Below are 22447 nucleotides of genomic sequence, written 5' to 3' on the forward strand. Positions count from 1 at the left end.
ACAACGCGCAGCGCTTCCGCCTTAGTTGCACCGGATGTTCGGGTTCATCGGTTCTCGGCTGTTGCAGGCCATCCCGGTCCTTCTGGTGGTCGGGTTCATTTCGTTTGCCCTGTTCGCCTATGTCGGCGATCCGGTCAGCATCCTGCTGCCGCAGGACCATACCGAGGCGCAGCGGCTGCAACTGATCAAGGACCTGGGACTCGATCAGCCGTTCTTCGTGCAGTACGCGCATTTCCTGTGGATGTCGCTGCACGGGAATTTCGGCATCAGCTACCGCCTCGCGCAGCCGGTCGGCAGCCTGATCGCCGAACGCCTGCCGGCGACGCTGGAACTGGCCGTCACCGCCTCGGTGCTGGCCTTCGCGATCGGCGTGCCGATGGGGGTCTATACGGGCATCCACCGCAACACCGTGCTGTCGCGGGTGTTCATGACCGTCAGCCTGACGGGCGTGTCGCTGCCGACCTTCCTGCTGGGCATCCTGCTGATCCTGACCTTCTCGGTCTGGCTGGGCTGGCTGCCCAGTTTCGGGCGCGGCACGGTGGTGCATCTGGGACGCTGGTGGACGACGGGATTCGCCACGACGTCGGGCCTGAGGTCGCTGATCCTGCCGGCGATCACGCTGGGGTTGTTTCAGATGACCCTGATCATGCGCCTGGTCCGAGCGGAGATGCTCGAAGTCCTGCGCACGGATTATATCAAGTTCGCCCGGGCACGCGGATTGACGAACCGGGTGATCCATTTCGGGCATGCGCTGAAGAACACGCTGGTTCCGGTCATTACCATCATGGGCCTGCAATTCGGCGGCATCGTCGCGTTCTCCCTGGTCACCGAGACGGTGTTCCAATGGCCCGGCATGGGCCTGCTCCTGGTGCAGTCCGTGACGTCGGCGGACATCCCCGTGCTGTCGGCCTACCTGATGCTGATCGCGCTGGTCTTCGTGATCATCAACCTGGCCGTCGACCTGCTGTACTACGCCGTCGATCCGCGCCTGCGCGTGCGACGCTGATGCTGGCGCACGCCTGGGACAGCGACCTCGCATATAGTTTCAGGCGTTCGCCCAGCGCCATGCTGGCGGCTTTCATCGCCCTGGTGCTGGCGGTCGGCGCGCTGTTCGCGCCCTGGCTGGCGCCGCACAACCCGATGGACGTGGCGTCGCTGTCGCTGCTGGATAGTTTCAAGCCGCCGATCGGGATGGACGGCGCGGATTGGTCCAACCTGCTTGGCACCGACAACCAGGGGCGGGACGTGCTGTCGGCGATCATGTACGGCATGCGCATCAGCCTGAGCGTCGGGCTGCTGTCCACGCTGTTCGCGATGGTCGTGGGCATCGGGGTCGGGCTGCTCGCCGGCTATGCGGGCGGCACGACGGACGCCGTGCTGATGCGGGTCGCCGATATCCAGTTGACGTTTCCCTCGATCCTGACCGCCTTGCTGGTCGACGGCGTGATCACCGCCGCCTTGCCGCAGACCCTGCGCGACGCGGTGCAGATCTACGTCATCATCTTCGCCATCGGCATCAGCCTGTGGCCCAACTTCGCCCGCACCGTCCGCGGCTCCACCCTGGTCGAGCGCAACAAGGACTATGTCATGGCCGCCCGCGTGATCGGCGTGCCGTCCTGGCGCATCATGCTGAGCCACGTCCTGCCCAACGTCATCGGCCCCGTGCTGGTGATCGCCACGCTGGGCCTGGGGCTGGCGGTGATCGCCGAGGCGACGCTGTCCTTCCTGGGCGTCGGCCTGCCGCCCACGCAGCCCTCGCTCGGCACGCTGATCCGCTTCGGCGACGACTACCTGTTCAGCGGCCAGTGGTGGGTGACGGTGTTCCCCGGCCTCGCGCTGGTGCTGCTGGTGCTGGCGATCAACCTGCTGGGCGACTGGCTGCGCGACGCCCTGAACCCGAAGCTGCGCTGATGGCGCTGCTGGACGTCCGCGACCTGGTGGTCGAATTTCCCACGCGCCGCGGCGTGCTGCGTGCGCTCGACGGCGTCTCGTTCAGCATCGAGAAAGGCGAGGTGCTGGGCGTCGTCGGCGAATCGGGCGCCGGCAAGTCGCTGACCGGCGTGTCGATCGTGGGCCTGCTGGAGCGTCCCGGCCATATCGCCGGCGGCCAGATCCTGCTGGATGGCACCCGCATCGACAACCTGCCGGCCGAACCGATGCGCCGCATCCGGGGCAAGCGGATCGGCATGATCTTTCAGGACCCGCTGACCACGCTCAACCCGCTCTATACGATCGGCCGGCAGTTGACCGAGACGATGCAGACCCATCTGCCGCTGTCGGACGCGGATGCCCGCAAGCGCGCGATCGGCTGGCTGGATCGCGTCGGCATCCCCGCCGCGGCCCAGCGGATCGATGCCTATCCGCACGAGTTCTCCGGCGGCCAGCGCCAGCGCGTGGTGATCGCCCTGGCGCTGTGCGCCGAACCCGCCCTGGTGATCGCCGATGAGCCGACGACGGCGCTGGACGTGTCGATCCAGGCGCAGATCATCACGCTGCTGAAGGACCTGACGCGCGACGAGCACACGGCGGTCATGCTGATCACCCACGACATGGGCGTGATCGCCGAGACCGCCAACCGCGTCGCGGTGATGTATGCCGGCCGCATCGCCGAGATCGGACCGGTCGAAACCGTCATCCGCCATCCCGCGCATCCTTATACCGAGGGCCTGATGGCCAGCATCCCGTCCCTGGAGCACAGGGTGGCGCGGCTGCGCCAGATCGATGGCGCGATGCCGCGGCTGGACGCCCTGCCCCAAGGCTGCCGCTTCCACCCGCGCTGCCCGAAGGCGTTCGACCGCTGCCGGACCGACCTGCCCGACCTGATGGACGCAGGCGCGACGCGCGCGGCGTGCTGGCTGCACGCATGAGCACGCGGCACATCCTGGAGACGGTGTCGCTATCCCATGACTTCGACGTGTCGAAACCCTGGCTGCAGCGCGTCCTGGCACGCGAGCCGCGCCGGCGGCTGCGTGCGGTCGACGACGTTTCGTTTCATATCGAACCAGGCACGACGTTCGCGCTGGTGGGCGAATCCGGCTGCGGCAAGTCGACGATCGCCCGCCTGGCGGTCGGCCTCTACGATCCCACCGAGGGCGATATCCTGTTCGAGGGCCAGGTACTCTCCGACGCTCGGGCCAAACCGGCGACTCGGCGGCGGATGAACATGATCTTCCAGGACCCTTACGCGTCTTTGAACCCGCGCTGGCGGGTGCGCGATATCGTTGGGGAGCCGATCCGGGTGTTCGGCCTGGGGGAACGGCCCAACGAGGCGCGGGCCCGTGTCGGCTCGCTGCTGGCGCAGGTCGGGCTGACGGTCAGCGACGGGGAGAAATACCCGCACGAATTTTCCGGCGGGCAGCGCCAGCGCATCTCCATCGCGCGGGCGCTGGCGAGCGAGCCGGACTTCCTGGTCTGCGATGAACCGACCAGCGCGCTGGACGTGTCGGTGCAGGCGCAGATCCTGAACCTGATGCGCGACCTGCAGCAGCGGCTGGGGCTGACTTACCTGTTCATCAGCCACAACCTGGCGGTGGTGCGGCACATGGCCGACCGGCTGGGGGTGATGTATCTCGGCCGCATCGTCGAACGCGGTCCGGCCGAGGCGATCTTCGCCCGCCCACTGCACCCCTACACGCGGCTGCTGCTGGACGCGATCCCGGACCTGGAGCAGATCGGCCGGTCCCGCAAGGCGGTCGGCGGCGAACTGCCGAGCCCGATCGCGCCACCGCCGGGGTGTCCGTTCCACCCGCGGTGCCCGCTGGCGAACGACCGGTGCCGCGTGGAGAAGCCGGGGCATACGCCGGTGGGGGACGTGCTGGTGGCGTGCCATGCGGTGGCGGAAGGGCGGACGGGGTAGGAGCTTGACCCACTCGTTTGCGATATCATATGTGATATGAGAATGGTGCTTGACACCGACGTCGTGGTGGCAGCGCTGCGGAGCCCGACAGGCGGGTCGGCGGCTTTGTTACGTCTTTTACGGCAAGGTCAAGGGACTATGCTGATCAGCACGGCTTTGCTCCTGGAGTACGAGGCGGTTTGCATGCGCCCGCTTCATCGTACGGCTGCCGGACTGTCCGCCATCGACGTCCAGTCGTTCATCGACGGCTTGGCGGTTCTCGCCGAGCCTGTGCCGGTGCATTTCCATTGGCGACCGCAGCTCCTTGACCCGGGAGACGAGATGGTTCTCGAGGCTGCGGTCAATGGGCGGGCCGACGCGATCGTTGCGTTCAATCTACGCGACTATGGCGATGTGCCTCGACGTTTCGGCCTGTTGTCGATGCGGCCGGCTGACGCACTCGGAAGGATCGTGCAATGACCACGCAGACCGGAAACTACCCGCTGCGACTACCGCTGTCGCTAAAGGCCGCGGTCGAGCGGCTCAGCAAAAAGGACGGCACGAGCATCAACCAGTTCGTTGTCGTGGCCGTCGCGGAGAAGGTCTCGGCCATGATGACGGCGGAATTGTTCGAGGAACGGCGTGCCCGCGCCGACATGGCCGCGTTCGATCGCATCATGGCACGGGACGGTGGCGAACCGCCGGGGCCGGACGACGAGGTGCCGGAGGCTTAGCCCGTTCCACGGGGAAGGGATTGCCGCCATTGCGCTATAGGAACGCGCCGGTCGTCGTTCTGAATGGCGCTGTCGGTGCTGGCATGCGACCTTTCGCAACGGCGACCCTGCCGAACATACACGGACGCCCCGAACGGACGGCCCGCCGAATCGCACGCCTGCTCCGCCTGTTTTCCCGCTAGCCCCAAACCCGCCCCAACGGTCCGTCCAGCCCTGCCACCGGATCGGCCCCCGGCAGCGGCACCTGCCTCACCGCTGCGACCACTTCGGCATGCTCCGCCGGCTTGCCGCGCCGCGTGTCCGGCGACGGGCCGGTATCCGGATAGGCGCCGACGATCAGCAGATCGGCGCTCTGGCCCTTGTTGCAGTGCCCGACCCCGGCCGGGATCACCACCACGTCGCCCGCCTTCACCGTCAGCACCTGCCCGCCGGGGCCGCCGAACAGCACCGATACCTCCCCACGCGCCACCCCCAGCACCTCATGCGCCACGCTGTGGAAGTGGTGGAACGGATAGACGCCGTTGCGCCAGGCCGGCGGCCAGCGGTTGGCGGCGAAAATCCGCTCGATCGCCGCCGCGTCGGCCGGCACCGCATCGCGATACACCAGCAGCGGCAGCGCCGAGTTCGGGATCGCCCCGTCATCGGCGAAGGTGAACGTCATCGGGTCGGTCATGCGGAAGCCTCCTCTGCCACGCCCTCATCCTCATCCCCGTATCCCACCAGCCGCAGCGCGCGACCGCGGATGCCGCGCTGGCCGGCGGCATGGATCAGCGCTTCCTCGCGGCCATGGGTCACCCAGACCTCGGGCGCGCCGACCTCGTCCAGCGTGGCGTTCAACTCGTTCCAATCGGCATGGTCGCTGATCACAAGCGGCAGTTCCACGCCCCGTGATTTCGCCCGCTGGCGCACCCGCATCCAGCCGGAGGCGAGCGCCACGACCGGGTCTTCCAGCCGCCGCGCCCAGCGGTCGGCGATGGAGCCGGGAGGCGCCAGCACGATCGCCCCCACCAGCGACGCCTTGGCCGCCGCGGTCGCCGGACGCAGGTCGCCCAGTTCGATCCCGCAGGCGCGGTAGACCTCGCACATGGAGATAAGGGCGCCATGCAGCCAGATCGGCCCATCCCATCCCGCCTGGCGCAGCAACGCGATCAGCCGTTGGCACTTGCCCAGGGAATAACAGCCGACGACATGCGTCCGGTCCGGGAACAGTGCGACGCTGTCCAACAGCCGGCGGATTTCCGCCTCGGGCCGCGGATGGACGAACACCGGCAGCGCGAAGGTCGCCTCGGTGACGAACACGTCGCAGGCCACCGGCTCGAACCCGGCGCAGGTTGGGTCGGCGACGCGCTTGTAGTCGCCGCTGACGACGGCGCGGGAGCCTTGATATTCCATCGCCACCTGGGCGCTGCCCAGGACATGCCCGGCGGGGCTGAGCCAGACCGTCACGCCGTTCATCGTCACCGGCTCGTGCCAGGCCAGCGGCTGCGCGGTCCCGAACGCATCGCCCATCCGCGCCCGCATCAGCGCCAGCGTCTCCGGCGTCGCCAGCACCGCCCGATGCCCCGGCCGAGCGTGATCGGAATGCGCATGGGTGACGACCGCCCGGTCGACGGGGCGGGTCGGATCGATCCAGAACCCGCCCGGCTCGCAGAACAGGCCGCCGGGCAGGACTTTCAGCCAGGTCTCGGGATGGGGCATGTCCCCTCCCATGTTGGCGGTCCGGGGCGGTTTGACCAGTCCGGCAGCGGGGCCGCATTAACCCTCGGGAAACCTTTCCGTCCGATCCTGTGGCCGATCGGATCGGATGTTTCCCATGGGTTTCCTCCCTCGCCTCCTTCTTTGCGCCGCCGCGCTGCTTCCCGCCGGAGCGGCGATCGCGCAGCCGACGCTGTACTGCAAGACCGTCCGCAGCGTCTGTCCCCTCAGCCGCGTCCAGCCGCAGGGCACCCAATGCGCCTGCCCCGATCATCCCGGCATCTGGGGCATCGTGGGCCATCTCGGCGCGGACCAGGGGGTCTATCCGGACCTGACGATCTACCCGGACCGGATGATGACGCCCCATCCGCGGCGCGACGACGACGTGCTCCGCAACGACGACCTCGATGAAGGCGACGACGTCCTCGCCGGCCCGCGGCGCCGTCACCGGCGGGATGACGACCCGTAGCTACCGCGCCGGCAGCCGGACCAGCCGAACCCCTGGCGCACCGGTCACCCGGAACAGCATGAACCCGCGATCGGTCGCCCCCGGACGCCGCACCGGGCCGACGGGGACCGCCGAGGCCCACAGCGCCGGATCGGGCGGCTGCGTCCGTCCGGCGTCCCGCAGCAGCAGGCCGGTCCGGCCGGCGATCGGCATCGCAGGCAGATCCACCAGCCCCCACCGGCGATCCGTCCCCAGCACCGGCCCCGCCGTGGACCACGCCATCTCGGACGCCGGGGCATAGCCCTCCACCGCGACGAACGGCGCGCCGCGCACCTGGTCCGCCACAACCGGCCACCCCGCCAGCCGCAGGCTGATCGGATCCAGCCGAGGCGGCAGCGGGAACAATCGCGTGGTCGCCTGAAGGTACGCCAGCGCCGTCACCCCGAACCCGATCGCCAGCCCCGCGGACACCCAGCGCCTGGCCGCCGCCATCGCGCTCGGCGTCCTCTCCTCCGCCGCCACCGCCCCCGCGGCCAGCGCCAGCGCCGGGTAGATGATCGCCGGCCAGTTGCCCTGCACGCGGTCGCCCAGCGCGTGCTGCACGAACACCAGGATCGGCGGCACCGAAAGCGACGCCAGCAGCGACCAGCGCGCATCCCCGGCCCCGCCGTGCCGCACCGCGGAGGCATGTCCGTGCCGCATCGCGGCGACATGCCCACGCCCCATCGGGGCGACATGGCCGCGCCCCATTGGGGCGACATCTCCGCGCCCCCTTGCGGCGACCCACCCGCGCCGCACCGCGACCACAAGACCCACCATGCACAGGCCGAATATGACCGGCGTCGCCAACCCGGCCTGCCCGCCGACCAGTTCCGCCAGGAAGCCGATGGCGCGCGCCGGGTGCCAGTCGCCGACCCGTCCCCCCTGCTTCAGCAGCCCCACCCAGCCGCGCCGCGCATTCCAGGCCAGGACCGGCACGAACAGCAGCACCCCCAGCAAGCCGCCGGCATAGGGCTCCCACCGCCGCAGCCAGCCCCTCAGCGAGGGAGTCGCGATCACCCACACGCCCAACCCGATCCAGAGGAAGGCGGCGGTATACTTGCTGTCGAGCGCCAGTCCCGCGCACAGGCCGGCGACCAGCCACCACCCGGCCCGGCCTCGCGCTGCCCCACCGGTCGACGCCCCACCGTTCGACGCCCCACCGGTCGACGCCCCACCGGTCGACGCCCCCTCTTTCAACGCACCGTTGGCCGGCGCGTCGTCAACTTGCGACCCGGCCGGCACAATCCGAGCGGCCGCCCACAGCGTCGCGGTCCAGAACACCAGGAGCGGCGTGTCCGGGGTCATGATGATCGAGCCCACGCCCAGGATCAGCGAGGCATTCAGCAGCAGCACCCCGGTCCGCCCGGCATTCGTCCCCGGAAACAACACCCGTCCCGCGTCATACAACAGCCATGACGCCCCCAGGCATCCCAGGGGACCCAGCAGCCGGACCCCCAACGCGGACTGGCCGAGGACGGCGGTGCCGGCCGCGATCCACAGCGCCACCATCGGCGGATGGTCCAGGTACCCGGGCGCCAGGGCGTGCGACCAGATCCAGTAATACGCCTCGTCGGGCGACAGCGGCGTCACGGCCGCGACCACCAGCCGGAGCACGGTCAGGCCCAGCAGCCCGCCCCACAGAACGCGGTCGCGCATTCAGGACAGCCGGGGATCGGGCACGCGCGCGGCGACCAGCACGTCCACCGCCGCCGCCCCCGCGTCCAGCAGCGCTCGGGCGCAGCCATTCGCGGTGGCGCCCGAGGTCATCACGTCATCCACCAGCAAGACCGTCCGCCCTCGCACCCGCTCGACCCGCGCGCCCCGCACCGCGAAGGCGCCGGCCACGGCCAGCGCGCGCTCCTGCGGGGACTTGTCGTCCAGCGACTCCGTCTCATGCTGCCGCACCAGCCCGTCCAGCAGCGCCGGCACCCCGACGGACCGGCCCAACAGGCCCGCGAGGACGGCTGCCTGGTTGTAGCGGCGATGGAACAGCCGCCTGCGGTGCAGCGGCACCGGCACCAGCACCTCGGCGCGCGCCAGCAACGCGGCCCCGGCCCGCGCCATCATGGCGGCGAGGACCGGCGCCAGCTCCAGCCGGTCGGCATGCTTGAACGGCAGGATCAGGTCGCGGCTCTGCCGATCATAGCGCAGCGCCGCCCGCGCCTGCCGGAACACGGGCGGGTGATCGGTGCAGGCCGGGCAGGCTCCGGCCTGGTGCGCGGCGAACGGCACGCCGCAGCGCTCACAGAACGGCGGGGTGACGAAGTTGATGCGCGCGAAACAGCCGGCGCACAGCGCGCCCTGCCGATCCACCGCCGAACCGCAGACCGGGCATTGCGGCGGCAGCAGCGTGTCCAGGGTCCGGGTCCCGGCGCGGCGGAGCAGCGACAGGCTGCGTCCCCCAAGAGCACCTCCCCCAAGAGCACGTCCCCCCCGGGGCCGTCCCCCGAGACCAAGTCGCCCGAGGTCGCGTCCCCCCAGGTTGCACTTCCCCGGCTCGCGCGACCCCCGACCCGGTCCCCTCGGAAAGACAGGCCCCCCAAAGGCCCGTGCCTCCGGCCGCGGCCGCATCGAGCGGTCAGGCGGCTGCCTGGGTTTCGCCGGGGATGCCAAACGCCACGGTCCCATCGCGCTCGATCTCGTGCACCAGATCGATCTCCCATGACAGATAGGCGTGCATCGCCTCTTCGATCCCGCTGTTGCGGTCATAGGGGCGCAGGTAGAAATCGATGCAGTCCTCGTCCGCCGGATTGGTGCGGTCCTTGTCGAGCGGCCGTCCATGCGCGTGCCATTCGGCGGTGCCGCCTTCCAGGACCCGGACCGGCGCGGACGCCATCGCCGCCACCTCGGGCACCGCCAGCCGCGCCAGCATCCCGTCCGGCGAGGTCAGCACCACGGTATCGGCCGCCTCGATGCGCGGTTTCAGCGCCGAAAGCCGCGACCGCACGCCCCAGACGGAACCGGGGATGTGCCCGGCGCGGAAATCGAGGCTGCGGCCCAGGTCGACGATCAGCGTCCGTGACCCGGCATCCAGCAGGTGCGTCAGCCCCGACACGTCGATCGTCTCCACCGGCGCCGCCAGTTCCGGCACCGTCACCGGCGCGCTGCCGGAGTCCATGATCGCGTCCAGCCCGCCTTCCACGACGAACACGTCGCGATGGCCCATCTGCCGCAGCCACGCCCCGGCCATGCGCGCCCGCACGCCGGTATCGTCCACCAGCACGATCCGCGCATTGCGCACGCCGATCCAGGTGTCCGTGGCCTGGACCAACTGACCGCCGGGCGCGTTCTGGCTGTTCGGCCGGTGCCCCGCCTTGAATTCCACCGGATCGCGCACGTCCAGGACATAGAGCGTGCGGTCGGGATCATCCTCGAACCGCGACAGGTCCAGTGCGCCGACGACGCCGACGCCGGAGCGTTCGGCGAAGGCCTTGGCCCGCTGGAGCGCCAGGTCGAGCGTCTTCGGCGTCCCCGGTTCGAACTTGCGGGTCCTGCCGCGGTCGCAGGCCAGGCCCGCCAGTTCCCAGCCCATCGTGCCGTTGCGCAGGGCCACGACCTTGTTGGGGATACCCGCCTGGCGGAGGCTTTCCGCGCCCATGATGCTGCGGGTGCGGCCGGCGCAGTTGACCACGACCAGGGTCTTCGGATCGGGCACCATGTCGCCGATCCGATAGGCCAGCTCCCCGCCCGGCACGCTGACGCCGGTGGGGATGGACATGCGCTGGAACTCCTCCAGCGTGCGGCTGTCCAGCACCACCATGTCGCGCCCGCTGTCGATCCATCCCTTCAGTTCCGGCGCGTCGACGCTTTCCGTGCCGTAATGATGCTCCACCCATTCGCCGAACGCCTTGGAAGGCACGTTGACGCCGCTGAACAGCACATAGCCCGCTGCTTCCCACGCCTTGGTGCCGCCCTTCAGGACCGAGACGTCGGTGCAGCCGATGCCTTCCAGCCACGCCGCCAGGTCCTCGGCGATGCCGCGCCCGTCATCCACGCAGCAGATGCGGACCGACTTGCGCGGCAGCAGCGCCCGCGCCCGGATCTCCTTGCGCGCCAGCCCGCAAGGGATCGCCCAGAACAGGTGCGAGGCGCCGAATTCCCCGTCCTCGCGCGCATCCAGCAGCGCGAGTTCCTGCCCATCGGTGATCCAGCCGTGCAGGGTCTTGGCGTCGATATGTCTCATGGGGGGTCCTCCCGGTCGCGGCGGACGGTACAGCCGAGGCTCATGGCTTGGCAATCGCCGCCCGCCGGCGCACATGACCGCGCATGGACAGGATGCTGGTGTTCGACCGAACCGTCGTGCGCCGTCACCGCGACCGGGCGGCGCGGTCGGTGGGGCGGGTGGCGGACGTGCTGCGGGACGCGGCGGAGCGGCTGCTGGACCGGCTGGACGACACCAACCGGCGCTTCGGCGACGCGCTCGACCTCGGCGGCCGCGGGGTGGTGGCGCCGATGCTGCGGGCAAGGGGTATCCGCACCGTGTCGGCCGACCTGTCCGCGCCCATGGCGGCGCTGAGCGGTGGTCCCCCGGCGGGCCTTTGCGTCGTGGCGGACGAGGAGTTTCTGCCCTTCGCCCCCGACAGCTTCGACCTGATCGTCGCCAACCTGTCGCTGCACTGGGTCAACGACCTGCCCGGCGCGTTGCTGCAACTGCGCCGCAGCCTGCGGCCGGGCGGCCTGTTCCTGGCCAACATCCCCGCGCTCGGCACCCTGGCGGAACTGCGCCAGGCGCTGACCGAAGCCGAGGCTGAGCTGACCGGCGGCGCCTCCCCCCGCGTTTCGCCGTTCCCGGAGTTGCGGGATTGCGCGCACTTGCTGCAACGCGCGGGGTTCGAGCTGCCGGTGGCGGACATGGAGGAGATCCGGCTGCTCTACGCCGACGCACTGGCGCTGGTGGCCGACCTGCGCGCCGCAGGCGAGACCAGCGCCCTGCGTGAGCGCAGCCGTACGCCCCCGCCCCGGCTGCTGATGCCGCTGGCGCTCGCACGCCTGCCGGTGACGGATGGACGGATCGGGTTGACGCTGCGGCTGGCGATGATGACGGGATGGAAGGCGGACGGGGGCTGATGCATCAGGGAAGTAATGTCTCATGACACGACCCTCGGGGAAAGATGATCGCAGAAGCATCGTAGCCTCTGATAGACTCTTTTTGTGTTCGTGTTCCGGTACTGAAAATGGCGACTACGACCCCGCTCGAGCTTGACGATGATCTGCAAACCCGCGTGCAGCACCTGGCTTCCGCCCGGCGCCGCTCGGCGAGTTGGATCATGCGCGAAGCGATCGCGCAGTATGTCGAGCGCGAGGAGAAGCGGGAGGCATTCCGGGCAGACGCCTTGGATGCCTGGGAAGCCTACCAGGCGGATGGGCTGCACGTGACGCAGGAAGAAGCGGATGCGTGGCTGGCGAAGCTGGAGGCTGGTGAGGACGCGGAACCGCCGGCTTGCCACGCCTGATCTGGACGCCGGCGGCGCCGACCGACGTTCGACGCCTACATCGTTTCCTTGTACCGGAGTTTCCTTGTATCGAAAAACAGCGATGCTGCTCGACGGGCCATCCAAGCCATAAGGTTCGGTGTCAGAATTCTTGGGCAGCAGGCACGATTGGGACGACCTGTCGAGGACACGGACTCGCGGTTTCGGGAATGGCTGATCGATTTCGGAAATAGCGGCTATGTCGCCCTTTATCAGTTCGACGGCGAGACCGTGACAATCCTGGCCGTACGACACCAGCGGGAAGCCGGATACACCTCGCGACCTGGCCGGTAAGGGTCTTCAGTGCCGCGACATGCCGCGAAGCCCCCCGGACACCAGGAGCCAGGGAAGCGCCCCTACCCCCCGGTAACGCTCATATGCCGCGCCACCGCCGGTTTGTCGTGGCGGCGGTCGATGATGAAGTCGTGCCCTTTCGGCTTGCGGGAAATCGCCTCCCGCACCGCGTCTTCCAGGTCCGCGTCCGTCGCGCCGGCGCGCAGCAGCGGGCGGAAGTCCGCCGCGTCGTCCTGCCCCAGGCACATGTACAGCGTCCCGGTGCAGGTCAGCCGGACGCGGTTGCAGCTCTCGCAGAAATTATGCGTCATCGGCGTGATGAAGCCGATGCGCTGCCCGGTCTCGACGACGTCGAAATAGCGGGCAGGGCCGCCGGTGCGGTAGTCCGTCTCCGCCAGCGTCCAGGTCTTGCGCAGCCGGGCGCGGACGACGGACAGAGGCAGGTACTGGTCGGTCCGGTCGCCCTGGATGTCCCCCATCGGCATGGTCTCGATCAGGCACAGGTCGAACCCGTGCTCCCCGCACCAGGCCAGCATGGCGTCGAATTCGGTCTCGTTGACGCCCTTCATCGCCACGGCGTTGATCTTGACCGCCAGCCCGGCGGCCTTGGCGGCGAAGATGCCGTCCAGCGTCTGCTCGATCCTGCCCCAGCGGGTGATCTGGGTGAACCGGTTCGCATCCAGCGTATCCAGCGACACGTTGACCCGCCGCACCCCGGCCGCCGCCAGCGTTTCCGCGTGCTTGACCAGTTGCGTGCCGTTGGTGGTCAGCGTGAGTTCCCGCAAGCCTTGGCCCGGCCCCGTCCCGATCCGGCCGCCGAGCGCCTGGAACAGGTGCACGACGTCGCGGCGGACCAAGGGCTCGCCGCCGGTGATGCGGATCTTGTTGGTGCCCAGGCGGATGAAGGTGGTGCACAGCCGCTCCATCTCCTCCAGCGTCAGCAGGTCGCGCTTGGGCAGGAACGTCATGTCCTCCGCCATGCAATAGACGCAGCGAAGGTCGCAGCGGTCCGTCACCGAGACCCGCAAGTATGTGATCGGCCTGCCGAACGGATCGATCATGATTGGTCGTCGTCTCCCATCAGGCTGACACGGTGCCTGAAACCGCGTTCAAACAAATGACTTGCGCCAAGACCGGCCGATCTTCAAGGGCCAAGAGGGGTTGAAGGCCGGCGACAAGGCATAGCTGACGCTCGACTTTGGCGACCGGGCCGAGCATCCTGCGACCGTGAACGGAAAAAGGCGTCCATGATCGGGGTCGAGGCTGCCATCAGGATCATCGAGCTCGCTTCGATGCGCCTGTATGACGGACACGCACCGGTTCCGGTCATAGGTCCGTCCCAGGCGCTCCGCCATGCCGCCTGGGCGCCGCGGTCGGGGGCGCTGCCGTTGGAAACGGTCGTTTCGCTGGCCGCCGGACTGCCGGCCGATGTGCGGCTGGACACCGCCAACCTGGCACCGCCCGCGACGTTTGCCCCCGGTCTCGGCCGGGTCCTGCTCAACCTTCTGCTGCTCGGCGCCGATTCGCTGCCGAACGGCGGCACCGTTGCCCTGGCCGGGTCCGCCGAAGACGTGTTCGTCCGCCTGGCCGGCGCCGGCGCCGCCCTGCCGGCCGGTTTCGCGGCACTGCTGGCGGACGACGCGGCCGCGCTCACCGCGCTGCAGACGGAAACCGGCCTGCAAGGCGCCTTCACCGTCCTGCTGGCCCGGCGGGAAGGGCTGCGCCTGTCGCTCGTCATGCCGCCCACCCGCCAGCCGGCGCCGCCGATCCTGCGACTGACGGCCTGACCGTTCCGGACACAAAATTCTCCCCGCATTTACCTTTTGTTTGCGAAGTCCTGCGACCATCCCCTCCCGCCCGGAGTGACGGGCTGCCCTGGGGGTTGCCGTGGACGATTTGCTTGCCGACTTCCTGACCGAGACGAACGAGAGCCTGGCCGAGCTCGACGTCGCGCTGGTGACGCTGGAGCGCACGCCCGACGACGTCGACACGCTGTCGGGCATCTTCCGCCTGGTCCACACCATCAAGGGCACCTGCGGTTTCCTGGGCCTGCCGCGGCTGGAGCGCGTCGCCCACGCGGCCGAGAACGTGCTGGGACGGCTGCGCGACCGCACCCTGGGCGTGACGCCCGACATCGTCAGCCAGGTGCTGGCCGCGATCGACCGGATCAAGATGATCGTCGCCAAGCTGGGCGAGACCGGCGGCGAGCCGGCCGGCGACGACGTCCCGCTGATCGAGACGCTGAACGCCACCGCCAGCGGCCAGGCCGCCCCGGCGCCTGCGCCCGTCGCGTCCGAACCCGCTGCGCCCGCCCCCGCGCCCTTGCCCGAACCGGACGCCACCGCCGAAGCCGTCCCGGACCCCGCGCCCGAACCGCCGCCGGCCGCCGAACCGTCCATGCCCGCCGCCCGCACCGCCGCCCGCCCTGCCGCCCGTACTGCCACCCCTGGCACCGCGGAAGCCGCCGGTCCGGTCGCCGCGGCGCAGACCATCCGCGTCACGGTCGACGTGCTGGAAGACCTGATGACCCTGGTCAGCGAACTGGTGCTGACCCGCAACCAGCTCCTCCAGCTCGCCCGCAACCAGGAGAACAGCGCCTTCACGGTGCCCCTGCAGCGCCTGTCGCACATCACGTCCGACCTGCAGGAAGGCGTGATGAAGACGCGCATGCAGCCGATCGGCAATGCCTGGAACAAGCTGCCGCGCCTGGTCCGCGACCTGGCCCACGAGATGGGCAAGAAGATCGAGCTGACCATGCTGGGCGCCGATACCGAGCTGGACCGGCAGGTGCTGGAACTGATCAAGGACCCGCTGACGCACATGGTGCGCAACAGCGGCGACCACGGGCTGGAAACGCCCGCCGAACGCCGCGCCGCCGGCAAGCCGGAGACCGGGCAGATCGTGCTGAACGCCTTCCACGAAGGCGGCCACATCATCCTGGAGATCTCCGACGACGGCCGCGGCCTCGCGGTCGACCGCATCAAGGCCAAGGCGCTGCAGAACGGCCTGGCCACCGAACAGGAGCTGGCCGGCATGACCGAGGGCCAGATCCAGCGGTTCATCTTCCGAGCGGGGTTCTCGACGGCGGCGAAGATCTCGGCGGTGTCGGGGCGGGGCGTCGGCATGGACGTCGTCAAGACGAACATCGAGAAGATCGGCGGCACGATCGACCTGAAGAGAGTGCCGAACAACGGCACCAAGTTCACCGTCAAGATTCCCCTGACGCTCGCGATCGTGTCCGCGCTGGTCGTCGAGGCCTCCAGCGAACGCTTCGCCATCCCGCAGATCAGCGTGGTGGAGCTGGTCCGCGCCCGCATCGACGGCGGGCTGGAGAACACCGGCGAAAGCGTGATCGAGCGGATCAACGACACGCCGGTGCTGCGCCTGCGCAACCGCCTGCTGCCGCTCGTTTCCCTCACCGAGCTCCTGAAGCTCGGCGCCGCGTCGCACACCGACGGGACCGCGCATGTGGTGGTCGCCCAGGTCGGCCAGCAGATGATGGGCATCATCGTCGACCGGGTGTTCGACACCGAGGAGATCGTGGTCAAGCCGGTCACCCCGATCCTGCGCCACGTCACGATGTTCAGCGGCAACACGATCCTGGGCGACGGGTCGGTGATCATGATCCTCGATCCCAACGGCATCGCGCGCGCGACCGGCGTCGGCGCGGGCGGCGACGGGCGGCTGGCGCGGTCCAGCCACGCCGACGCGCAGTCTTCGGCCGACCAGACCGCCATGCTGCTGTTCCGCGCCGGAAGCTGCCTGCGGATGGGCGTCCCGCTGGGCCTGGTCGCCCGGCTGGAGGACATCCCGCGGACGAAGATCGAGACCTCCTCCGGCGCGCCGGTCACGCAGTACCGCGGCAAGCTGATGCCGCTGATCTCGATCGACGGCGGCACCGACCAGGAAAGCCCGCACCAGCCGCTGCTGGTGTTCGCCGAGGGCGAGCGGATCATGGGCCTGATGGTCGATGAGATCATCGACGTGGTCGAGGACCACCTGGACATCGAGCTGGCCAGCGGCCGGCCGGGCGTGCTGGGCACCTCGGTCATCGGCGGCCAGGCCACCGACATCCTCGATACCGGCTACTGGCTGATGCAGGCGTGGGAGGACTGGTTCCGCGGCGTGCCGCGCAAAGGCACCGCACCGGGGCAGAAGCACGTGCTGCTGGTCGACGACAGCGACTTCTTCCGCCAGTTGATGGTGCCGACCCTGGGCGCCGCCGGGTATCGGGTCACGACCGCGCCCAGCGCGGCGGACGCGCTGAAGCTGCGCGACGCCGGGAAGATGTTCGACGCCATCATCTCGGACATCGACATGCCCGAGATGGACGGCATCGCCTTCGCCCAGGCGGTGCGCTCGGGCGGCGGCTGGACGGCGCTGCCGCTGATCGCCCTCAGCGGGCACAGCGACCCCTATTACGCCGATGCCGGGCACGAGGCGGGCTTCACCGGCTTCGTCCCCAAGATGGAGCGCGAGCGCCTGATCACGAGCCTGCGCGCCTGCCTGGAAGAGCCCGTGGCGGCCTGACCGCCCGGCTGACGACGGAGAAGCGACGATGACGACGGACATTCTGGACCGGCCCAGCGCCCAAGGGGGCGTTCAAGGGGGCATTCAGGGGGGCACCCAGGTCGCGGGCGGTGCGGCCGCGGTCGCGGAGGAGCGGCAGGTACTCGTGACGCTGACCGTCGCCGACCAGCTCTGCGGCGTGCCGGTGCTGGCGGTGCGCGACGTGCTGGGGGAGCAATCGATCACCCGCATTCCCCTTGCCCCGCCCGAGATCGCCGGCAGCCTCAACCTGCGCGGGCGCATCGTCACCGCGATCGACCTGCGCGCCCGGCTGCGCCTGCCGCCCGCGCCCCCCGACCAGACGCCGATGTCGGTGGTCGCCGAACAGGGCGGCGAGCTGTACGCGCTGCTGGTGGACCAGGTGAGCGAGGTCATGAGCCTCGATCCCGCGACGTTCGAGCGGAATCCGCCGACGCTGCATCCGTCCTGGGCAGCGTTCAGCACCGGCATCTACCGCCTGGAAGGGCGGCTGCTGGTCGTCCTGGACGTCTCCAAGCTGCTTGCCCTGGTGGAAGAGGAGTGACGGCATGACCCGCATCTGTCTGGTGGTCGACGACAGCCGCATCGTCCGCAAGGTCGCCCGCCGCATCCTGGAGGCGAATGACTTCCAAGTCGCGGAAGCCGAGAACGGCCAGCAGGCGCTGGCCGCCTGCCGCGCCAGCCTGCCGGACTGCGTCCTGCTGGACTGGAACATGCCGGTGATGGACGGCCCGACCTTCCTGAAGGCGCTGCGCCAGGAGTTCGGCCCGGACAAGCCCCCTGTCGTGTTCTGCACGACCGAGAACGACATGAGCCATATCGAGGCGGCCATCGCCGGCGGCGCGCAGGAATACATCATGAAGCCGTTCGACGAGGAGATCCTGACCGGCAAGCTCGCCCAGGTCGGCCTGCCGTGACCGCCGCCGCGCGCGCGCTGCCCGCCGTTCCCGCCCCAAGGCCGGGCCTGACCGGATCGGGCCCGACGGGATCAGGCCTGACTGGATCGAGCCCAACAGGATCGAGCCTGACTGGATCGGGCCCAACGGGATCAGGCCTGACTGGATCAGGCCTGACTGGATCGGGCCTGACTGGATCGGGCCCAACGGGATCGGCCCCAACCTCCGACCCGGTCCGCGTCATGGTCTGCGACGATTCCGCCACCATCCGCGGCGCGATCGCCCGCATCCTGGAAGCGGACCCCGAGATCGCGGTCACCGCCAAGGTCGGCAACGGGCGCATGGCGATCGAAGAGCTGGGCCGGCGGCCCTGCGACGTCGTCATCCTGGACATCGAAATGCCGGTGCTGGACGGCATGGCCGCCCTGCCCTTGCTGCTGCGGACCGCGCCCGGCCTGAAGGTCATCATGGCCTCCACGCTGACCACGCGGGGCGCGGACATCGCCTTGCGCGCGCTGCGGCTGGGGGCATCGGACTACGTACCGAAGCCATCCTCCATCGGCACGCTGGGCGACGACCAGTTCCGGCGGGAGCTGCTGCAGAAGGTCAAGGCGCTGGCGCCGAAACGGTTCCGCCCGGCGGCGGCGCGCGCGCTTCCCGCGCTGCGTCCGGCGTCCGCGCGCCGGCCGGCGCTGCTGGCGATCGGCAGCTCGACCGGGGGGCCGCAGGCGCTGTTCGCGCTGGTCCAAGGGCTGGCGCGGCCGATCGACCTGCCGATCGTGCTGACCCAGCACATGCCGCCGGCCTTCACGGCGATGCTGGCCGACCACCTGACGCGCCTCGGCGTCATACCCTGCCACGAGGCGAAGGACGGCGACGCCCTGGTGCCTGGCCACCTGCACCTGGCGCCGGGCGACCGGCACATGGTGGTCGAGGGCGGACCGGGTCGGCTACGCGTGCGCCTGACCAGCGACCCGCCGGAGAATTTCTGCCGGCCGTCGGTCGACCCGATGCTGCGCAGCGCCGCGATCGCCTGCGACGGACGCGTCCTGGTCGCCATGCTGACGGGCATGGGCCATGACGGGTTGGCCGGCACGCGCGCCGTGGTCGACGCCGGCGGCACCGCGATCGCCCAGGATGAAGCGACCAGCGTCGTCTGGGGCATGCCCGGCGCGATCGCCCAGGCCGGACTGTGCCACGCCGTCCTGCCATTGCCGCAGATCGCTCCCAAACTGCTGGAACTGCTGAAAGGGGCCCCGTGATGGCGGCGAACCTCTCTCCCGCGTCGTTCGACATGCTGGCGTCGATGCTGAAATCGACGTCGGGGCTGACCATCGGCCGCGACAAGGTCTACCTGCTGGAGACCCGGCTTGGCGGGATCATCAAGCGGGAGAAGCTGGCCGACCTGAACCAACTGGCCGACCGGCTGCGGCGCCCCGGCGCCGACACCCTGGCGCGCGAGGTGGTGGAGGCGATGACCACCAACGAAAGCTTCTTCTTCCGCGACGACAAACCGTTCCTGCATTTCCGCAACCACGCCCTGCCCCGCATCGCCGGCGCCAGGTCCCAAGCGACCCCGATCCGCATCTGGTCGGCGGCCTCCTCCTCGGGCCAGGAAGCCTATTCGCTGGCCATGATCATCGCCGAATGCCGCGCCGTCCTGGGCGAGCGGCGCGTCGAGATCATCGGCACCGACATCGCCCGCGAACAGCTCCATCGTGCGCGTGAAGGCCTCTATTCCCAGTTCGAAGTGCAGCGCGGCCTGCCGGTGCAGATGCTGATGCGCTGGTTCCGCAAGGAAGACGGCAACTGGCGCATCCACGACCAGATCCGCGCCATGGTCCAGTTCCGCGAATTCAACCTGCTGTCGGACCCGCGCTCGCTGGGTCATTTCGACATCGTGTTCTGCCGCAACGTGCTGATCTATTTCGACCAGCCGACCAAGGGCCGGGTGCTGGAATCGATCGCCGGCGCGATGCCGGCGGACGGGCTGCTGTACCTGGGCGGGGCGGAAACGGTGCTGGGCATCACCAACCGCTTTGCGCCGCTGACCGCCGAACGCGGCGTCTATGGCGTGGCAGCGGCGGGTGCGGCGCATGCGCCGGGCGGGCGGGTCCCCGTTCTCGCCTGAAGCGACCCCGCCGCCGGACGTCCCCGCCAGGCTTCCCTGCCGGGCTTCCCTGCCGGACGTCCCTGCCCGGCTTCCCCACCGGGCTTCCCCGCCCGGCTTCCCTGCCCCGCCTTCCTGCCAGGCTCCCCGATCAGGCCTCCTGCCAGGCTTCCCCTGGGCGCGGAAACGTCGCAACCTGCACGCAACGGATAATCAAGGGGGGGAACGACGGATGGCGCGGATCACGCGGGCTTTCATGCTGCTTGTCCTGCTGGCGGCCGCGCCGGCGGCGCGGGCGGAACCTCCCTTCACCATCGGCCTCGATCTCGGCCAGACGGGCGCGCTGGCGGCGAACGGCAAGGCGGCGCTGCTGGCGATGCAGATCTGGGTGCAGGACACCAACGCCAAGGGCGGGCTGCTGGGCCGCCCGGTCAGGCTGCTGACCTACGACGACCAGTCCAATCCCGCCCTGGTGCCGGGGATCATCACCAAGCTGCTGGATGTCGACAAGGTCGACCTGCTGATCGCCGGCAACGGCACCAACATGGTCGCCCCCGCCCTGCCCATCGCCATGCAGCGGCACCTGACGCTGGTCGGCCTGTTCGGCCTGGGCGTGAACAGCGAGTTCCATTACCCGAATTATTTTTCCATCATCCCCGCCGGCGGCGCGAACCCCCGTGAGGCGTTCTCGGCCCCGTTCTTCGCGGTGGCCAAGGAAGCCGATCCAAGGCCGAAGACGATCGCGCTGGTCGGCGCGGACGCCGAATTCTCCCGCAACGCGCTGGACGGGGCGCGCGCCCTGGCGAAGCGCGACGGATACCGGATCGTCTACGACAAGACCTATCCGCCGACGACCACGGACTACTCGCCCATCATCCGCGCGATCCAGGCGACGAACCCGGACATGGTGTTCGTGGGATCGTATCCGCCGGACACCGTCGGCATGATACGCGCGGCGAACGAGGTCGGACTGAACACGAAACTGTTCGGCGGCGGCATGGTCGGGCTGCAGGCGACGGCGATCAAGACCCAGCTCGGCCCCTTGCTGAACGGGATCGTCAACTATGATTTCTGGCTGCCGGTCGGTCCCTACGCAACGCCCGAGGCCAAGGCGTTCCTGGCGAAATACCAGGCCCGCGTCGGCGATACCGGCGTCGACGCGCTGGGCTTCTACCTGCCGCCTTTCGCCTATGCCGACCTTCAGGTGGTGGGCGAGGCCGTCACCGCGACCCACGGCACCGACCAGGCCAAGCTCGCGGACTACCTCCGCAGCCACACGTTTCACACCATCGTCGGCGACATCAAGTTCGGCCCCAACGGCGAATGGGCGGAGCCGCGCGTGCTGGAGGTGCAGTTCCAGGGCGTGAAGGGTCACGACCTGGCGCAGTTCCGCGACATGAAGGCGCCGACCGTGCTGTATCCGCCCGCGCTGAAGAACGGCACGCTGCGCTATCCTTATACCAGTGCGAAAGATTGAGATCGGTCGCGCCCGATTAATCGTTTCTTAAGCCCATCCTGCTAACTGCCAGGGACCTGGTTTGAAAGGTCCGGACAATGCAGATGTGGCGAAACTGGTCGATGGCGACGAAGATCGCGGCAGCCATGGCTCTGGCGTTTGCCAGCGCGCTGTCGCTGGGCGTCTTCGGCCTCTGGCAGACATCCAGCGTCAACCAGAAGGCCCAGGACATACGGGACAACTGGCTTCCATCCACGGTGGCGCTCGGAAAGCTGGAAAACGCCGTCAACAACGTCCGGATCAAGGAAGCGCGCGTCGCCATCGTCGCAGCCGGCAGAGACGCTGAGAAATGGAAGCAGGAAGTCGCCACGTTCAACGGCGCCGTGAGCGACGCCGACAGGGCCTATGCGGCCTATACGCCGCTGATCGCGCCCGGCACGGCGGACGAAACGAACATGAAAGCCTTCGCCGCAGCCTGGGACAAATACAAGGCGACCACCGATACGATCGTCCGTCTCGGCACGAAAGGGGACGTCGCCGCCCTGCTGGCCCTGTACGCCAACGACGACAAGGCGAATTTCGAGGCCGCCCTCGCCGCGATCTCCAGCGACGCCGATTTCAACGAGACCGAAGGCCGGAAGGCCGCCGACGAAGGCGCGGCGACTTTCCAGTCCGCGCGCCTGGTGACCATCATCGCGATTGTCCTGTGCGTCTTGGTCTGCGCCGGGGCCGCGGCCGCCATCATCCTGGGCGTCGCCAAGCCGGTGCGGCGGCTGACCGACACGGTCGACCGGCTGGCCGCCGGCGATTTCGATGTCACGATCGATGGCGGCGACCGCAAGGACGAGATCGGTTCGCTGACCCGCTCGCTCGAGGTATTCAAGCAGAGCGGCATCACCGCGCGTCAGCTCGCCGCCG

24 protein-coding genes are annotated in these 22447 nt (G+C 69.3%); 18 read left to right on the forward strand and 6 right to left on the reverse strand.

The genetic code is table 11. The features are described from left to right. Nucleotides 1–34: 34 nt before the first annotated feature. From VHB27_RS23955 to VHB27_RS23980, 6 genes are read left to right on the forward strand one after another with little or no spacing between them, the layout of a single operon-like run. Entirely contained in the window at nucleotides 35–1006 is a 972-nt protein-coding gene (locus VHB27_RS23955) for an ABC transporter permease (RefSeq protein ID WP_325605381.1), read from the forward strand. Next, a complete protein-coding gene (locus VHB27_RS23960; protein WP_325605383.1) occupies nucleotides 1006–1911 on the forward strand; it encodes an ABC transporter permease in 906 nt (301 codons plus the stop codon). Before VHB27_RS23955 ends, VHB27_RS23960 begins: the two co-directional genes overlap by 1 nt. Next, on the forward strand, nucleotides 1911–2867 hold the full coding sequence (locus VHB27_RS23965) for an ABC transporter ATP-binding protein (RefSeq protein WP_325605385.1): 957 nt from the start codon (nucleotides 1911–1913) through the stop codon (nucleotides 2865–2867). Before VHB27_RS23960 ends, VHB27_RS23965 begins: the two co-directional genes overlap by 1 nt. Beyond that, a complete protein-coding gene (locus VHB27_RS23970) occupies nucleotides 2864–3856 on the forward strand; it encodes an ABC transporter ATP-binding protein (RefSeq protein WP_325605387.1) in 993 nt (330 codons plus the stop codon). Before VHB27_RS23965 ends, VHB27_RS23970 begins: the two co-directional genes overlap by 4 nt. A 42-nt stretch (nucleotides 3857–3898) precedes the next feature. Beyond that, nucleotides 3899–4315: a putative toxin-antitoxin system toxin component, PIN family gene (locus VHB27_RS23975; RefSeq protein ID WP_325605389.1), complete on the forward strand. Its 417-nt coding sequence runs from the start codon at nucleotides 3899–3901 to the stop codon at nucleotides 4313–4315. Further along, entirely contained in the window at nucleotides 4312–4569 is a 258-nt protein-coding gene (locus VHB27_RS23980; RefSeq protein WP_325605391.1) for a hypothetical protein, read from the forward strand. Before VHB27_RS23975 ends, VHB27_RS23980 begins: the two co-directional genes overlap by 4 nt. A 178-nt stretch (nucleotides 4570–4747) precedes the next feature. Here the strand turns inward: VHB27_RS23980 and VHB27_RS23985 are convergent, their stop codons facing one another. After that, entirely contained in the window at nucleotides 4748–5242 is a 495-nt protein-coding gene (locus VHB27_RS23985) for a cupin domain-containing protein (RefSeq protein WP_325605393.1), read from the reverse strand. Next, nucleotides 5239–6267, reverse strand: coding sequence for a ligase-associated DNA damage response exonuclease (locus VHB27_RS23990; protein WP_325605395.1), 1029 nt, complete (start codon nucleotides 6265–6267; stop codon nucleotides 5239–5241). Before VHB27_RS23990 ends, VHB27_RS23985 begins: the two co-directional genes overlap by 4 nt. 115 nt (nucleotides 6268–6382) lie before the next feature. Between VHB27_RS23990 and VHB27_RS23995 the strand changes: the two genes are divergently transcribed. After that, nucleotides 6383–6733 (forward strand): hypothetical protein, encoded by a 351-nt coding sequence (locus tag VHB27_RS23995; RefSeq protein ID WP_325605397.1) that lies wholly within the window; start codon nucleotides 6383–6385, stop codon nucleotides 6731–6733. Here the strand turns inward: VHB27_RS23995 and VHB27_RS24000 are convergent, their stop codons facing one another. The 3 genes from VHB27_RS24000 to VHB27_RS24010 form a co-directional block, all read right to left on the reverse strand. After that, nucleotides 6734–8410 carry a glycosyltransferase family 39 protein gene (locus VHB27_RS24000; protein WP_325605399.1) on the reverse strand — a complete coding sequence of 559 codons (1677 nt, stop codon included), beginning with the start codon at nucleotides 8408–8410 and terminating at the stop codon, nucleotides 6734–6736. Beyond that, nucleotides 8411–9235, reverse strand: a complete 825-nt coding sequence (locus tag VHB27_RS24005) for a double zinc ribbon domain-containing protein (protein ID WP_408904041.1) — start codon at nucleotides 9233–9235, stop codon at nucleotides 8411–8413. Nucleotides 9236–9332: 97 nt separating this feature from the next. Further along, entirely contained in the window at nucleotides 9333–10937 is a 1605-nt protein-coding gene (locus tag VHB27_RS24010) for a rhodanese-like domain-containing protein (RefSeq protein WP_325605401.1), read from the reverse strand. A gap of 83 nt (nucleotides 10938–11020) precedes the next feature. Here VHB27_RS24010 and VHB27_RS24015 point away from each other — a divergent pair, with 83 nt between their 5' ends. The 3 genes from VHB27_RS24015 to VHB27_RS24845 all read left to right on the forward strand — a co-directional run bounded on the left by VHB27_RS24015 (nucleotide 11021) and on the right by VHB27_RS24845 (nucleotide 12519). Then, complete coding sequence (locus VHB27_RS24015) at nucleotides 11021–11821, forward strand: methyltransferase domain-containing protein (protein WP_325605403.1); 801 nt, start codon at nucleotides 11021–11023, stop codon at nucleotides 11819–11821. Between the two features lie 107 nt (nucleotides 11822–11928). Continuing rightward, on the forward strand, nucleotides 11929–12207 hold the full coding sequence (locus VHB27_RS24020) for a CopG family ribbon-helix-helix protein (protein WP_325605405.1): 279 nt from the start codon (nucleotides 11929–11931) through the stop codon (nucleotides 12205–12207). A gap of 39 nt (nucleotides 12208–12246) precedes the next feature. After that, a complete protein-coding gene (locus tag VHB27_RS24845; RefSeq protein ID WP_408904042.1) occupies nucleotides 12247–12519 on the forward strand; it encodes a type II toxin-antitoxin system RelE/ParE family toxin in 273 nt (90 codons plus the stop codon). Between the two features lie 62 nt (nucleotides 12520–12581). Here VHB27_RS24845 and moaA read toward each other — a convergent pair whose 3' ends face one another. Continuing rightward, entirely contained in the window at nucleotides 12582–13580 is a 999-nt protein-coding gene (moaA, locus tag VHB27_RS24025; RefSeq protein WP_325605407.1) for a GTP 3',8-cyclase MoaA, read from the reverse strand. A gap of 186 nt (nucleotides 13581–13766) precedes the next feature. Here moaA and VHB27_RS24030 point away from each other — a divergent pair, with 186 nt between their 5' ends. The 8 genes from VHB27_RS24030 to VHB27_RS24065 all read left to right on the forward strand — a co-directional run. Further along, nucleotides 13767–14306 carry a histidine phosphotransferase family protein gene (locus VHB27_RS24030; RefSeq protein WP_325605409.1) on the forward strand — a complete coding sequence of 180 codons (540 nt, stop codon included), beginning with the start codon at nucleotides 13767–13769 and terminating at the stop codon, nucleotides 14304–14306. A gap of 100 nt (nucleotides 14307–14406) precedes the next feature. Next, nucleotides 14407–17049 carry a chemotaxis protein CheW gene (locus VHB27_RS24035; RefSeq protein ID WP_325605411.1) on the forward strand — a complete coding sequence of 881 codons (2643 nt, stop codon included), beginning with the start codon at nucleotides 14407–14409 and terminating at the stop codon, nucleotides 17047–17049. Between the two features lie 28 nt (nucleotides 17050–17077). Then, complete coding sequence (locus VHB27_RS24040; RefSeq protein ID WP_325605413.1) at nucleotides 17078–17611, forward strand: chemotaxis protein CheW; 534 nt, start codon at nucleotides 17078–17080, stop codon at nucleotides 17609–17611. A gap of 4 nt (nucleotides 17612–17615) precedes the next feature. Beyond that, nucleotides 17616–17984, forward strand: coding sequence for a response regulator (locus VHB27_RS24045; RefSeq protein WP_325605415.1), 369 nt, complete (start codon nucleotides 17616–17618; stop codon nucleotides 17982–17984). 221 nt (nucleotides 17985–18205) lie between these two features. Next, a complete protein-coding gene (locus VHB27_RS24050) occupies nucleotides 18206–19225 on the forward strand; it encodes a protein-glutamate methylesterase/protein-glutamine glutaminase (RefSeq protein ID WP_325605416.1) in 1020 nt (339 codons plus the stop codon). Next, entirely contained in the window at nucleotides 19225–20094 is an 870-nt protein-coding gene (locus tag VHB27_RS24055; protein ID WP_325605418.1) for a CheR family methyltransferase, read from the forward strand. The genes VHB27_RS24050 and VHB27_RS24055 overlap by 1 nt, the downstream gene beginning before the upstream one ends. A gap of 211 nt (nucleotides 20095–20305) precedes the next feature. Further along, nucleotides 20306–21550 (forward strand): amino acid ABC transporter substrate-binding protein, encoded by a 1245-nt coding sequence (locus VHB27_RS24060; RefSeq protein ID WP_325605420.1) that lies wholly within the window; start codon nucleotides 20306–20308, stop codon nucleotides 21548–21550. A 101-nt stretch (nucleotides 21551–21651) separates the two neighbouring features. After that, nucleotides 21652–22447: MCP four helix bundle domain-containing protein (locus VHB27_RS24065; RefSeq protein ID WP_325605422.1), on the forward strand; the 796-nt coding region annotated here is incomplete at its 3' end.

It is taken from the genome of Rhodopila sp. (assembly GCF_035548235.1).
Lineage (GTDB): Bacteria > Pseudomonadota > Alphaproteobacteria > Acetobacterales > Acetobacteraceae > Rhodopila.